This window comes from Paenibacillus sp. FSL W8-0186 (genome assembly GCF_037969765.1).
GTDB classification, from domain to species: Bacteria; Bacillota; Bacilli; order Paenibacillales; family Paenibacillaceae; genus Fontibacillus; species Fontibacillus woosongensis.
The window spans coordinates 2,246,903-2,260,882 of sequence record NZ_CP150207.1 but is presented as its reverse complement, the minus strand read 5'-3'; the positions used below and the strand labels follow the sequence as shown (position 1 = coordinate 2,260,882).

Below are 13,980 nucleotides of genomic sequence, written 5' to 3'. Positions count from 1 at the left end.
CTTTTGGTTTAAACTGCATCTCGTCATCCTATGATGCTGTGCAGACCCTAGCAAATCTCATTTATCACTTCCTTCCAATAATGGGATTGAAAGCGTTTGCATTTATTATTTTAACAGAGGACTCCTTCCTTTTTCTTGTAATAAAATAAAGCTTCTATCGTCAAAACTTTAGTTTTTACCCACAAATCTCATTCATATACACATGACATCCCGGTTGGAAGGATCCAACCGGGATGTACCAAGCGAAACCTCTATTCAATTTAAAATAATGATTGTGTGCTTCAGAGTGTTATTGGATCTCCAGATAATCCAGGTATGCATCCCAGGTTCCGTTATCGGCTGTAACCACGAGCTCAACCACTTGGTTACCTATTCCATGGCTAACATTGTTTAAGGTATAGACCGCAGGACTGCTCCCGCCGAAATAGAAGGTCCCTTTCGTTTGCCCGCCGATTTTTAAATCGACTCTGGCCATGTTGGAGTTGTTCGAAGCCCCGCGGAGTGAAAAATTATGAGTGCCGGTCGTGAAATTGTGTGTGAACTTCACCGAATCGTTGTTGGCGTATAGAGCGACTCCATTGAATGGCGAGCTGATATTTCCGGTATACTGTCCGCTTTTGGTCATACTCTCGGCTTCTATTTTTGTACCTGTGACAGGAGGAGTCGTGCCCCCGCCGTCAGGGGCAACTGCCCGGCCGGTGCTCGGGGAGATCATCCCGGAGCAAAGGCCACGGTTCTTGAGATTTTGCGCAATCTGCGGGATCGCTTGGAGCGTTGCTTGGTACTGGTCATGCATCAGGATCACATCACCGTTTTGCAGTCTGCCTGCTGCGGCTACGATTTGGGCGGTGCTGGCGCCGTTCCAATCCTGGGAGTCAACATTCCAGAGCACTTCGGTAAGACCGTTCTGGGACAAGATAGACTTCAAAGTGGCATTGGTCTCGCCGTACGGCGGACGGAACAGCTTCGGCGCAGACCCAGTAGCCGACTGGATCGCCTGCTGTGTCCGCGTAATTTCCGAAGACATCTGCGAACTGCTTAGAGTAGTCATATGCGGATGTGTATAAGAGTGGTTGCCAACCCACATGCCTGCGCTCACTTGGTCCCGCACCAAAGACGGGTAGTTCTGTGCGTTTTGTCCCGTATTGAACATCGTTGCACGCAGACCAGACTGCTTCAGTGCATTAAGCAGGTTTGTCGTATTACCGGGATTAGGGCCATCGTCGAACGTCAGGCCAACGTAGCCATTCGGGCAGTTGGCATCGGCAGCATTGACAGCGGGCATCATCGGAAGAGAGAACAATGAACCGAAGAGCGCAAGTGCTAGCGCCCCTTTAACTAGTTTTGCTTTGAACATAATAGTACCTCCTCATCATTAAATACGAGTATAGTCACTCCCTTCACTCCTGATCGCTGCAACTCTCTCTATGAAATTAGAGATTTGGCCTCATCTCCTTGTGATTTCAGTATCCCAACAAAAAAGCGCTTTCAAATAAAAAGATTGCTGCTGCTACCTTTTCATCATGAAAGCCGCTTTTTGCCAGGTGTCTCTAGTATAAATGATCAGAATGGCAAATAATATCTTACAATTAAACCATTTTACCCCAATTATCTTAGGGATATTTGTGCTCCAGCTGAAATTTCTATTTTACTGGCTTTATACATTCTACTCTGTTTCCAAATGGATCTCTAAATTCAAATCTTTCAAACCCTGGAATAGGTATTGACTTTAGTGTTTCAATTCCATTTTCTTTTAGCCGGGTTTCCATTAGCTTGATATCTTCTACTTCGTAGGCGAGATGAGCTTTTGTTAATAAACGATCCACTCCTGCTTCAGTACCAATATGCAACTGCTGGTCGCCAACTTCAACCCAAAATCCGCCTCTGTCAAGCAAACTTTCTGGTTTTTGTATTTCTTTCAGCTGTAAAACTCCACAATAGAACTTCCGCGCCTTTTCTTCTTGGCCCTTTGGAATTGTAATCTGTGCATGATGAAATTTGAGTATCATAGTTTGCCTCCTAATTATTGAACCATTTCAAACCTCTTAACAAATCGATATCCATTTATATCAAAACCATTTTTCTTATAAAATTCGTGTGCTTTAATCCGTTCTGGTTTGATACCGCTGGACAAATAAAGGCTATTTGCCCCCTTCTCCTTAGCCCAATTCTCTATAAATGCAAGTAGTTCCTTTCCTATTCCTTTCCCTTGAAGATCCTCCCTAACAACTATAATGGAGATTTGTACTGTAACTCCATCCCCCTCGTAGTAGTGTACTAAGCGAGTACCTATCATACCAACGACTTCATGATCTTGAATTGCCACGAAAGTAAAATACCCCGGATTATTCTCGATCAGTTTCATTCTCTGCTTCATGCTGTCCACATCTGTTGGATAACCTAAATCAGTCATCAAATTAGTTACCGCCTCTAGGTCACCTGATTTATATTTACGGATTAAAACCAACCTTCCATCACCTGCTCTCTTAAAATGGTTAGACTCTCGGCTTTAATATCGTTTTGTCTCGATCTACAGTTGATGTTATAAATTCCTGTTTGATTTCTTGTTTTAGTACCTCCTTAAAACGCTCTCTGCCAATCTGATCAAAACGATTCTGAACTCTTTGTACATGTTCTTCATCCGCTTTAATCTTTGTTTCAATCTCTTCGTACTGCTTAAAAGAATCATATTCCCAGAGGGCAAAAATCTCACTTGTGTTCACATCCACTTCAAGATGCCATCTGCCGATTAGTCTAGCTCCATATTTCAACTGAGATGGTAAGAGAATGTCGTTAAATAATGCATTGAACTCCTCCACGAATGAAGAATCCACGATATATGTCTTTCTCCGATAGATCATTTTTGCACCTGCCATTTACCTAGTTTTGAGATACACCCTCATAGTTTCTTGAAACTCTATCTAGACCGGTTATTATGCTCTTCCATTTATGATTCCTGATGAAAATATCGCCCCCTTTATTTTCCTCATAAAGGATCTCATATTTATTTTCATTTGTTATCCCAGGATATTCATTAATAATAACGTCAATCCATGTTTCAATCATTTCATTGAGACTGATCATTTTGTCTATGTCTTCATCTGAAGGCGTATTAGCGTCATTTTGTTGAAAGAAATATGCAAAGTTACTGGTTACTAATGAACTTTTATTCTTTAATTCCTCATCATCTTTTGTTTTAAAGGTGCTAATATAATAATCCAATTCCTGTGTTAACATTGATGTACGTTGCAAAAGATCCGCTAGAACTGTTTTTGTATTGAAATCTGCTTGACTAGTTAATAGAGAGGTTAAAACTTCTTTAGTAGTGAATATATTACCTATTAATTCACTATAACTATTGAACAGCTCTTGAGAGAGATATTTTTCATATTTAATATTTTTCTGATATTCTTTGTAACCAAAAATAACCAAGCTAAAAATAAAAACAACTAAAATCATTAGTCTCCAGTTAATTTTAATATTTACTCCTCCCTTTGGGCTCCAATATAGGATTTTTTACAAACCTTTTCGAACTGTTCCCCGAATAAGCACCACTGAATTTATCATCATTCGTTCCAAGTGTTCGATCTCAATTCCTGCATCTTCTACCATTTGCAGAATGTCCCTATTTTGATGGCAGCCGACTAATTTTACAGATAGTCCATCAAATCGGTTCTGTAACCATGCGTAGGTCGGATTCGTACTTATACCGTGTTCGAATAATAGAATATTCCCTCTGTCTTTTACCCATGCCTTCATTTTGTCTAAAACCACTTCTGGATTCTGGTATGCGCATAACGACAACGTGGATACGACGGTATCAAAAGAGCTCTCTGGGAATTCCAGCCTCTCCACATCGGACACCAGCAACTCACAATCCATGCCGTATTCTGCCGCGGCCTCTTTCGCCTTTTCAATCATCTTAGGGCTGAAATCGACCGCCGTCACATGAACGCCTTTGGGGTAGAACGGAAAATTGTTACCAGCCCCGACCGATATTTCCAAGACCTTGCCTGCGGCATGTCTCAATAGTCGGCTTCGTTCGCCTGCCATTTGTAGTTTCCTTCGCCGCCTTTCATACGATTTGGCCTGTCGGTCGAAAATGCGCACCCCACTTTGATTGGTCATTGCATAAGCACCTCCCTCTATGTCTAATATCTATTTCACAAAGTTTTGCCGCTTTGCTTTCAACGAAATGCTTGTTAAACATCCTTTGTCACTTCGATCCATTTCGTTACAACTTCAATTAGTTTACCCCTCTTATCCTCCACGTCTTTTGCCGATGTAAAAGTTAAAGTAGCTCTATCCCCGGTCGCCCACTCTAATAGTCCTGAATCATCTTGTAAAAGCCGATCTTTATCCGCATAATCTGTTTTCTTTGATCCACAGTGAAAAACTAACCGAAATCCTTCTTTCCCATGAAAATTGAAAGTGATTCTATCTTGATTATTCACACAAAAACTAGGCGCGTTCCATTTAATATGCTCTGTTATTTGATCATTTGAAGACAAAATGATTTTTCGAACTTCCTCGATTTCCTGTTTTAATGGATGTTCAAGCTTCTCCAGAAACTCTAATACCTGCTCATGGCCCGATGGTTTATTAGATTTATTAAGTTTATTTTTATGATTTAGTTCCATGTTATCCCCCAAGAAAGTGGAGTTTTGCCTATACTAGTTACCTTCCCACCTTACCGAGTCCACAGTTTCATTTACAATTCGAATCATAGCGTCGACGGCAGCGATCGGACATTGGTACTTGATCCGGAGTACATGCCGATCGAACTCGTAGAAAAAAACACCGGCAAAGACAGAATCCTCTTTATATTGATTGTGTTTGCCCCTCAATTCGCCTTTGGAAGTAGTATCGATAAACTCACCGGAGAAGGAGCCATCGTGATCTTGCAGCTCCCTGGCCACCGCTTCATTTAATGAGGTATTCTCCATCACTTCATAAGATATTGTGGCTATTCCCGATAAATCACGCGAAAATAAAATACTATCGCCCTCTACCACTGGTTCGCCCATATCTGTACGCACCGCGAAGGTCACTCCAAAGGGTTCGATCGTGTACTCTGTTCCATCGAACGTCGCGATTTCATGCTCCAATGAGGTTTCCAACTTGACTTCACCACCAACCACAACCGATAACTTCGCCGCGTCAGATGCCCGTGTGTCCGGCTCAGGCGTATGTTCGTCCTCAGCTCCGCCGACCTCGTCAGGCGCTTCCTGGGACACATACTGATTCGTTGGAGATCCATTCTCCAGCGATTGTTCGTCTGGTTGGTGTTTCCCCGTACACCCTGCTGCCAACAATAGGAGTACGGCCACAAGAAGGGGTGATACCCATTCTTTACCCATCGATCTTATCCCCTCTCCGCCACACTAATTCATGTCTGGCCAAGTATCAAGATGAATATCTCGTTCAAATGGAATCCCCCAGTACCTATACTTGATCTTTACTGTTTCTACATCTTCATCATTTAATAATCTTACTCCATAATGAATGGGTGAATTAGAAGTCTGTGTTGTCTGATTAATTTCTTGAGGTGAATTTGAGGGGGATATTGGTTCCTCATTCACTTCGAGGAATTTCACTGAATTTTCAAAATCAATACCGCCACCAACTAGATGTCCGGAATAACTAATGACCAATTGTGCCTTTTCAGTGATTTTGGTTGAGGAAAATCAGTACAATTACAATCATTCCCGCTATCGCCAGTGCAATTATTGAGATAAACAGCTTTATTCTAAGGATTCATATCACCCCCTAATAAATATTTGGGTATTAGGTCGTTCCATTCTATAATTTCATCAGTTCATAAATATTTGTACTACAATTAATTGATTTATTATTTAACTCGTAACAATCATTGTTTATTTTTGCTTTCGAAGTAAATCCAACCGTAGAATGTTATCCAGAATCTACTATCACAAGAAACGTATACGGTTTTGAGTTTCTAGGTAAATAAATGGCCAGAATTACTGCAGCTATCAGAAAAACGGGTAAAAGAGTAAAATATTTTTTCCAGTGCATATCAACACTCCGTTCCACTGCAGTTCTTCTTTCTTTTACGTTTCTACATTTATTTACCGTCTTTCTCATTTCCACGTTTAAAATTTCCGGTCAATTTAGCCATGACTAACTGAGTATCCAGATGATTCTTACCTTCGATTGCTTTTAAAAATTTACCACTCGCCTTGCCAGTAAGTATAGTAACTTGCTTCCCCATCCAGTAAATAAAAATTTTATTATCTTTAGTTATCTTATAGGTGAACACTTCTTCACTAAGTCTATTTCGTTTATCAATGTTACCCATACTATCATTCCAATCTGTTTGTTGTCCGAACTATCTTCCATTATTATACACTACCCATTTCATTAGCAGAGCCACAAAATAAGTTCGATTATATTCACAATGGGATATCCGTGCGTTAATCTCATTGTGTACCAAGTTGTATAAAATGAGGTGAAGAAATGGCACGCCCCCGTGAGTTTGATGTAAAAAAAGCATTGAACGATGCTTTGGAGTTATTTTGGGAGAATGGATACGAAGCAACGACTATTTCGGATTTAGCCAGTAAAATGGGAATCAATCGCCCGAGTTTGTACGCTGCATTTGGGGGTAAGCGCGAGCTGTTTGATATGGCGCTAAATGCGTATCAACATAATTATTTAAACAAACTCCATGATATCTTGGAATATAACAAGTCGGGTTATCGGGGTATTGAGGCCGTATTTATTCGCTTTGTGGAATCAATAAGGAACCCGGCTGCTCAACGTGGCTGCTTCTTTGTTAATTCTATAGCCGAACTGGCTGCCCTAGATGAGGATATTGCCGCCAAAGGACGTGAATTTCAAGAAAAGGTAATCGACCTGTTTGCAAATGCCCTATTGAATGGAAAAAAACATGGCGATATTCCATTAGATTTAGATATTGAAGCTACCTCGCATTTTTTAACCATGTCGTTGGTTGGATTAAATGTTGTAATCAAAACTATGCCTGATGAAAACTATATCAAAAATAACGTGCATATCATCCTAAGTACGATTCAATAATTTTTTTGATCATTATGTACCAACGTGTACAAAATCAAAGGGGTTGAAACGAAATGAAATTGAAGCAATTGACTCGTCATGTTTGGGCAGGCTGTGCTTATTGGCCGGTGCCTGTAATGGTTTGGATCGTTGAGGGTCGCAATGGATTGACTCTTGTCGATGGAGGCCTTCCTTCCATGTGGAATCCGATGCATGAAGCTCTGCACACCACATTCCGCGGTCGCTCTCTAAACCGGATTCTGTTGACTCATGGCCATGGCGACCATGTTGGAATGCTTTATGCGTTAACAGAACACCTGCAATTGCCCATCACGGCACACGAGTTCGAAATTCCATTTCTTAGTGGAGAAAAATCTTACACAACTTTAAGACCAGGAAGCGTAAATAAAGACATCCAACCAGGCGATTTATTTACCATATTTTTCGGTAAACTCCGCAGACCGATAGAAAAGTTCACTGCAAATATGGAGGAATCACTTCAAAGCGGAGCCCTTGTCGCTAGATTGAAACCAAAGTTAACCGCCTGCGCTCATTTTGGAGTGGTTAAGGATGCCTCGATCCAATATATTAATTTGGTTTAGTGGGTTTGGGTTCACGACAGACACCCAATTAGGATTAAAACCTGTCGTCAATCTTCCACTCATTATTATCAAGCAGAATGAAGTAGTTAGTTTCATCTGTCTGATCATTTTCCCATGTTCTCATCACTGAAATTGTCACATCGTTATTTTCACTAGTTTCTATCTTCGTTATGTCAACAGACTTTAGCTGTAACGAATGCTTATTTAATTCATAATAAATTTTTACCATCTCATTTATTGTCTCTTCCTCTGAATAATCTCCTGTGCACCATGAATAAACACGCTTCACGTATGAATCCGTTGCATATATCCTCCATTTCCTAATATCATCAAAATTGTGAAAGTAACCATTAACAGTTTCCTGAAAATTTCCTCCTGGCATTTTTTCAATGCTATACTTTACTTCTATGAATTGTCCTTTTCCACATCCAGTACTAATCATAATTAGAATTAAAATAATAAAAATAGACTTAAAATTCATGTTATTCCCCTTGTTTGATTTCATTTATACTTCTGATCACCTATCACGTTCTTGGATCATTTCGTCAATTTTGCTCGCTATCATCCCGGCACCATAATTAATATTACCTATAATATGTACGTGCATATTGTTTTCTGGATATATTGATGATTGCATGCTTACTCCCGGGTCGCTTCCCATTACATAGTATTTAAAAATGGTGTTGCCCTGCATGGAAATCCAAACACCGTACCCATAATTCGTGCGATCGTTGACCATTACATGTGGAGTCAATAATATATTCGTGTATTTCTGGGACAGCAATTGATGATTCAACAACGCATCCCAAAACCTGCCCAAATCATGAACAGTCGTAAATGCTCCCCCATCAGGGCCGCCCTTAATGGGAACTGAATAAATATTACTCTTCCAAGTATCATCTTCATGGTCTATATACCCAACAGCTGTTCGTTCAGGCAGTTGATCCATGCTAAAATAACCGGAATCTAACATCCCACAGCGCTGAAATATATTCTTCTCAACATATTCTGTAAAATCCAACCCCGTACTCTGTTCCACTACTAAACCTAATACAATAAAACCAGCATTGTTGTATGAGAATCTCTCCCCTGGAGAAAATTTCATTTGTTGATTCTGAAACAAAGGAAGAAAATCGTTGGGCGATTGAATGGAGTACATGGGCAAATCCTTCCAAAGTTCTTCAAAGTCATGCATGAACTCCTCATCAAAATAATCTGGTATTCCTGAACTATGGGTTAATAAATGATGTAGTGTAATTGTAGGATCAAAATTAGGAAAAGAAATATCTAAGCAATCCTTTAAATAGGAATCAAAAGACAGTACCCCCTCTTGCACAAGCTGACATATCGCAATAGAAGTGAATATTTTACAGCCAGATGCAATTCCAAACCTGGTAGAGGAACTATTGGGTATCCGCTCAGAACGATTGGCATATCCATACCCTTGTTCAAAGCTTGTGCCTTCTTTTTGGACTAAAACCGCCCCCGAAAATGGTAGTATCTCATGATGTTGCTGTACTACATTCTCAATGGACTGAAAGATCTTCATTTTATTGCACTTCCTTTCTTTAAGTAAAAGACGTTATCTTACCATTCTGTGATATATCCTGCTTTTCTAAGATAATGTTCGGTAAATGGATTTAAATTTACGATCGGTTCACTCAAAGTAAAAAATTTCAGTTCATGGCTCTCCTCGTCGTTTACTTTCGGATTCCCTTCGATCTCTTGAGCCTCATAAATTGCCATTACATTATAGATTTCATCACCATGAGGATATTTATAGTACATATCTTTACCTGATAAAACCGTTATAAATTTGAACGATTTTGCTGTTAGACCAGCCTCTTCAAAAAGCTCCCGAGCTGCAGCTTCTTCTAAAGATTCTCCCAGCTCTAGTGAACCGCCTATGGTCCCCCAATCATTTGTGTCTGTTCTCCTTTGAAGAAGCAGCTCTCTATTCTCATTGAAAATTAACACGCAGGCCCCCGGCATAATTAGAGGCCTAGACCCTACGATTGCTCTTAAATCCATAATATATCCCATCACACATGACTCCTTTAGTTTGTTATTACTTCCAAATTCGGGTGATACGTCTTTCCCCTTTACGATTTAGAGCAAGCTCAAATACATCCGGATTGCTAAGTTTTCTCCAATCATTAAATCCGATTTCATGATCATAATATTTCAATAGTAATGACAAAAGATTTCCGTGGGTGACTACTGCAATATTCATCTCGCGACGATCGAGTAACTCCTCAATTACGGAAATGCCGCGCATCATGGCCTCCCGTGATGATTCTCCGCCTGCTAACTTCATATCCAACTCTTCAAATGATTCTTTTAATTTCACCATCCAATCGTCGATTTTGTCTGCAGATAAAACCCTCTCGCACAGCCGGTTATCCTTATGGATCGTCAAATTTAAAGTTTCGGCAAGCGGACGTATGGTCGAGATAGCTCTTTCGTATGGACTAGATATGATATAGTCAATCTGCTTTCCATTGAAATACTCAGCTAGTTGATCAGCCTGTAGCTGACCCTCGCTAGTTAATTGCGCATCTGGTTCTTGACCTTCAGCTTTGCAATGTCTGATGAGGTATATACGCTTCACGTGAGATAGATGCCCCCTGAATGTTATTATTTTCAACACCGCGGTTGATGTAACTGAATTGTTGCTTAAGCCTACTTCTTAGAAGTTTACTAATGCTCATATTGATATAAAACGACCCAGCCTATGATAGCTCATATCTTAGGGCTGGGTCATCATTTGTTGTCGGAGCGTTCTTCCGCGATTATACAACGAGCAACTAAAGGGCGGTAGGTATTTATTTTTTTAATAATTCCACAAAACCTCCCCCCCATTTTGTCACCTTATCTCGAAGCTACTGTTGTGATTCATCTGTTTCCCATAACGAATCCCGCGATATGTTAATGTAATCCAGTTGTTTCATTCCATCCAGGAAATCAGGCTTCCGATCGATCATACACATCCCTAAGTCCAAGAATCGCAAATGCTCCAGTTTCTCTAGCTCAAGAGGCAGTTCATGAATGGAGGTGTATTGAATTGTAAGCTGCTCCAATTGCTCAAGGTCTCCCATCTCCGGTGGGATGCGATTAAGACTGATTTCTTCCTTGGGCTTAACCCGGTACCCGGGGGCGGGCCGATCTGAGCTTCCACATTGAATGCAGAGCTCTCTCAGATTCTTAAGTTTGGATATGGATGCGGGAATACTCTCCAAATCAGCCGTCAGGATTTTCAAGCGCTCAAGCTTGCTTAACTCGAACAGCTCTTCGGGCAGACGGTAAAGATCCTGTTCAAAAATTTCTAGCTCACGCAGCTCCGTAAGGTATCGGATTTTCTCAGGCAGCTCTGTCAGCCTATGTCCACTTATATACAGCCGATCAGTCTTATGCTTAATGGCATCATTTAGCAATCGGTCCAGGTTGCGGTGAGCCTTTAATTTGATAAAAAGCCCCGTAATACGATCCATCAGTTCAATAGCTTCTTCCTCAGCTACATCTATACCATACATTTGCTCATGCACAACGGAGTAAAGGAAATCTCCCCCGCCTTCTTTCAAAAAACACAAGTCTTCCGGCAGCTTCGGATAAATCCAATCTGATAAACGGTTTGCCATTTGCTTTAGTAGGCTTCCGCTTTCTTTGCAGCATCTATATAAATAGTAGGTTCCTGCAGTATAAAAGGCGCTACTGCGATACATATTTCTTATTTGTATAACTTCATCTATATGATCTTGAATTACGATGGTCTTTACCAGGTAAGGTTCCAACGCTTTCAGAACGCTTGTATATTGGGTCTGAACCGTATCAATCGGAATTTTCTCCCCTAGCACAAAAATTTCCGAATTCTGTATAGCCAAATCGATAACCTGCTCGTAAGCTTCACCTCTAGGGTCTGTATATAATCTCACCTGATCAATCCCCATTCCATAAATTCTTTATACTCGCCGTAGTATAAATACCTTCGTCGCATATTAAACAATTTAACTGCATTCCATATGCGCATCCACCATCTATCCCAATCTTACCCCGACCAAACCAGATATCCGAGGAATCATGAAGTTCAATAGTTCTAGTATGACCGAATATGACTAGTTTATCAGTTCTTGGTTCCGACTGATGAAACTCTTCCTTAATATACATAAAGTCATATTCAGGTTGTTCTCGCCAATTTATATACTTCGGATTGAGTCCAGCATGAACATAGATATGGTGTAAATCTTCATAATAAAGAGGCAATGATTCTAGAAAGTCTATATGGCTACTAAAATTTACTCGTATATACTCTCTAGCTTGTTCAAAAAGCTCTTCATCCATATTTTCAGAAACAAAATGACAATAGCTTTGGAGGGTTTGCATGCCACCATGTTCCAAAAATTTACCTTGAACCGTCTCACTTTTCGTCCTAACTAGGTCAACCAATCTTTGATCATGATTACCCCTTAATGCAATAACATTGTGGTTGTTTACTAGCTCTTTAACTCGCTCGACAGTTTCTTTGCTTCGTGGTCCTCGATCAACATAATCGCCAAGCAATATTAAATTGTCTTTGGAAGGGTTGTAATGAATTGCATCCAATAAATCATTAAATTGTTCAATACATCCATGGATATCACTGATCATTAAAATTCTACTCATCTTAGCTCCTTAACTTGGCTCTTTCTTCACTTCTACCCCTGCTATCCATTAGGGAAATGTATTCATCTATGGTTCGCTTCTTGCAACTAAGGACGAATGTCCCTAAAGTGAATCTGATGCCAGTTAAATCCATCTATATATTTTCCCATTAGTTACTTCAATTCCATTCAAAGTTGCCCACTGTTTTAATTCCTTTATAACCGTCTCTTCATTATTCCTGAATCTAAAATGTAAACCGGTTGAAATAAATTTATTCCCATATCGTTTTAATACCGATACTCTGTACAAAATAACCTTGTATTATAATTTTCTCAATTTCTTTTATAGAGACTTTTTTACGATTTATCTTGATTTCATTTTTTGTGATTATTAACTCATTCATGTTTCTTAGAATCTTTGTCATTAGTACAATTATTGCTCCAACTTGTAACAGAATACATAATAATAGAATTACAACGAGAACGATTGAATTAGATATGAACAGTAACTTTAACATCAACAGTGTTATTATCATGTAACTTATCATTTGAATATAGATAGACACCGGTAACTTAATATCATACATCTTGTTCATTTTTGGTGTTAACACCCTCTCACTGGTTTCTACAAACCCGAAAGGCTTTCTTCAGCTGCCGGCCGCCCCACTGATAAATCGATGTTTAAAATAATAAATTAACCCTGCTCGTTCAACATCTGAGAAATATAGAGGATTCTTTTCTAACATCTCTTTAATCTCTTCTATATCTCTCCAATGTACTCACTTCGTATCGTCGCCGGCCTCTAGCAGTTCTCCTTCTGCTGAACATATAAAGTACATTCCAGTAGAGTCAATAGGTCCTTTCACTGTCTGATAGACACACGCATCATTTCCTTTTATTAACTCCAATCATCAAAATGTTTCTCAAGAAATTTTAACTCCTTCTTATAGTGAGCTAAATGTCCTTCTTTAACTAGTCTTATAAAGGCCGGATTTTCGGCTGCCGCCCGTTCTGATAGTGTGGTACACATAAAATTTATGCGAGAAATAACCCACTCCTTGAGATCGATCGGCACATTCATGCCATAGGAATCGAAAAAAAGTTTTATTCTTTCCTTACGTATTGAGGCATGATCTTCTTTGTTATATTCAACCACCGCATAATCTTCCTCACCTGGCGAGAACCCTGCAAGAGGAACAGAAGTATACAATGTGTATGCAATATCCCATATACGCGGTCCTGGACCTGCCATATCAAAATCAATAATCCCTACTGGGAGCTTGTCCTTAAACACAACGTTATAAAGAGCAACATCGTTATGACAGACTACTTCATGCAGGGATTTATCCGGATAATTATTTAGGGACATTTCAGATGTTGTAAATCCTGCAGTCTCATCATGGAAGTTTCTTAAAAGCTTTGCCAAATCAACTAACACCAAGTCCGACCACATATAGCCTTCAATTTCAGGGTAATCGTTTCCAGGCACCACACCATCAATGTAAGATAAGATTTCTCTCCCCTTCTCATCTACCCCTAAATATCTAGGGACATACGGACAACCAACTTTCTCAAGGTACTTAAGCAAATCACTCACATATGGGTTTGGTTTAGATTCTCGGCGTACTGTTTCTCCTACCTTTACGACTTTATTAATATTCCCGCCGGTCAAGAGTTCCTCGTGATCTGTCAATGTCTATGCC

Annotated in this window: 19 protein-coding genes; 2 read left to right on the top strand and 17 right to left on the bottom strand. The window is 39.9% G+C overall.

The window, feature by feature from the left end:
- Positions 1-289 precede the first annotated feature (289 nt).
- The 10 genes from MKX50_RS10095 to MKX50_RS10050 form a co-directional block, all read right to left on the bottom strand.
- Positions 290-1,357 carry a polysaccharide deacetylase family protein gene (locus tag MKX50_RS10095; RefSeq protein ID WP_339159492.1) on the bottom strand — a complete coding sequence of 356 codons (1,068 nt, stop codon included), beginning with the start codon at positions 1,355-1,357 and terminating at the stop codon, positions 290-292.
- A gap of 286 nt (positions 1,358-1,643) precedes the next feature.
- Positions 1,644-2,009, bottom strand: a complete 366-nt coding sequence (locus MKX50_RS10090; protein WP_213588758.1) for a VOC family protein — start codon at positions 2,007-2,009, stop codon at positions 1,644-1,646.
- Positions 2,010-2,023: 14 nt separating this feature from the next.
- On the bottom strand, positions 2,024-2,467 hold the full coding sequence (locus MKX50_RS10085; RefSeq protein ID WP_339159490.1) for a GNAT family N-acetyltransferase: 444 nt from the start codon (positions 2,465-2,467) through the stop codon (positions 2,024-2,026).
- Between the two features lie 28 nt (positions 2,468-2,495).
- Positions 2,496-2,876 carry an NIPSNAP family protein gene (locus tag MKX50_RS10080; RefSeq protein WP_339159488.1) on the bottom strand — a complete coding sequence of 127 codons (381 nt, stop codon included), beginning with the start codon at positions 2,874-2,876 and terminating at the stop codon, positions 2,496-2,498.
- Positions 2,877-2,880: 4 nt separating this feature from the next.
- Positions 2,881-3,459 carry a hypothetical protein gene (locus tag MKX50_RS10075; RefSeq protein ID WP_213588761.1) on the bottom strand — a complete coding sequence of 193 codons (579 nt, stop codon included), beginning with the start codon at positions 3,457-3,459 and terminating at the stop codon, positions 2,881-2,883.
- A gap of 57 nt (positions 3,460-3,516) precedes the next feature.
- Positions 3,517-4,128, bottom strand: a complete 612-nt coding sequence (locus MKX50_RS10070) for a class I SAM-dependent methyltransferase (RefSeq protein WP_213588762.1) — start codon at positions 4,126-4,128, stop codon at positions 3,517-3,519.
- A gap of 74 nt (positions 4,129-4,202) precedes the next feature.
- Positions 4,203-4,640 carry a DUF1801 domain-containing protein gene (locus MKX50_RS10065; protein WP_339159485.1) on the bottom strand — a complete coding sequence of 146 codons (438 nt, stop codon included), beginning with the start codon at positions 4,638-4,640 and terminating at the stop codon, positions 4,203-4,205.
- A gap of 33 nt (positions 4,641-4,673) precedes the next feature.
- Positions 4,674-5,360 (bottom strand): hypothetical protein, encoded by a 687-nt coding sequence (locus MKX50_RS10060; protein WP_213588764.1) that lies wholly within the window; start codon positions 5,358-5,360, stop codon positions 4,674-4,676.
- A 24-nt stretch (positions 5,361-5,384) separates the two neighbouring features.
- Positions 5,385-5,654 carry a hypothetical protein gene (locus MKX50_RS10055; protein ID WP_339159483.1) on the bottom strand — a complete coding sequence of 90 codons (270 nt, stop codon included), beginning with the start codon at positions 5,652-5,654 and terminating at the stop codon, positions 5,385-5,387.
- A gap of 431 nt (positions 5,655-6,085) precedes the next feature.
- Positions 6,086-6,319 carry a hypothetical protein gene (locus tag MKX50_RS10050; RefSeq protein ID WP_213588765.1) on the bottom strand — a complete coding sequence of 78 codons (234 nt, stop codon included), beginning with the start codon at positions 6,317-6,319 and terminating at the stop codon, positions 6,086-6,088.
- A 158-nt stretch (positions 6,320-6,477) separates the two neighbouring features.
- Between MKX50_RS10050 and MKX50_RS10045 the strand changes: the two genes are divergently transcribed.
- Complete coding sequence (locus tag MKX50_RS10045; RefSeq protein ID WP_213588766.1) at positions 6,478-7,059, top strand: TetR/AcrR family transcriptional regulator; 582 nt, start codon at positions 6,478-6,480, stop codon at positions 7,057-7,059.
- A 53-nt stretch (positions 7,060-7,112) separates the two neighbouring features.
- Entirely contained in the window at positions 7,113-7,640 is a 528-nt protein-coding gene (locus tag MKX50_RS10040) for an MBL fold metallo-hydrolase (protein WP_213588767.1), read from the top strand.
- A gap of 34 nt (positions 7,641-7,674) precedes the next feature.
- On the opposite strand, the gene MKX50_RS10035 is transcribed toward MKX50_RS10040, so the two are convergent.
- The 7 genes from MKX50_RS10035 to MKX50_RS10005 all read right to left on the bottom strand — a co-directional run bounded on the left by MKX50_RS10035 (position 7,675) and on the right by MKX50_RS10005 (position 13,970).
- Positions 7,675-8,145, bottom strand: a complete 471-nt coding sequence (locus MKX50_RS10035) for a hypothetical protein (protein ID WP_213588768.1) — start codon at positions 8,143-8,145, stop codon at positions 7,675-7,677.
- A 12-nt stretch (positions 8,146-8,157) separates the two neighbouring features.
- The gene (locus tag MKX50_RS10030) at positions 8,158-9,189 is read right to left on the bottom strand and encodes a serine hydrolase (protein WP_339159480.1); all 1,032 of its coding nucleotides are present in this window, start codon (positions 9,187-9,189) and stop codon (positions 8,158-8,160) included.
- A 38-nt stretch (positions 9,190-9,227) separates the two neighbouring features.
- Positions 9,228-9,683: an NUDIX hydrolase gene (locus MKX50_RS10025; RefSeq protein WP_213588770.1), complete on the bottom strand. Its 456-nt coding sequence runs from the start codon at positions 9,681-9,683 to the stop codon at positions 9,228-9,230.
- A gap of 25 nt (positions 9,684-9,708) precedes the next feature.
- On the bottom strand, positions 9,709-10,251 hold the full coding sequence (locus MKX50_RS10020) for a histidine phosphatase family protein (protein ID WP_213588771.1): 543 nt from the start codon (positions 10,249-10,251) through the stop codon (positions 9,709-9,711).
- A gap of 271 nt (positions 10,252-10,522) precedes the next feature.
- Positions 10,523-11,278 carry a leucine-rich repeat domain-containing protein gene (locus MKX50_RS10015; protein WP_339159478.1) on the bottom strand — a complete coding sequence of 252 codons (756 nt, stop codon included), beginning with the start codon at positions 11,276-11,278 and terminating at the stop codon, positions 10,523-10,525.
- A gap of 298 nt (positions 11,279-11,576) precedes the next feature.
- Positions 11,577-12,299, bottom strand: a complete 723-nt coding sequence (locus MKX50_RS10010; RefSeq protein ID WP_339159477.1) for a metallophosphoesterase family protein — start codon at positions 12,297-12,299, stop codon at positions 11,577-11,579.
- Positions 12,300-13,175: 876 nt separating this feature from the next.
- Entirely contained in the window at positions 13,176-13,970 is a 795-nt protein-coding gene (locus MKX50_RS10005; RefSeq protein ID WP_339159476.1) for an aminoglycoside phosphotransferase family protein, read from the bottom strand.
- Positions 13,971-13,980: the final 10 nt, after the last annotated feature.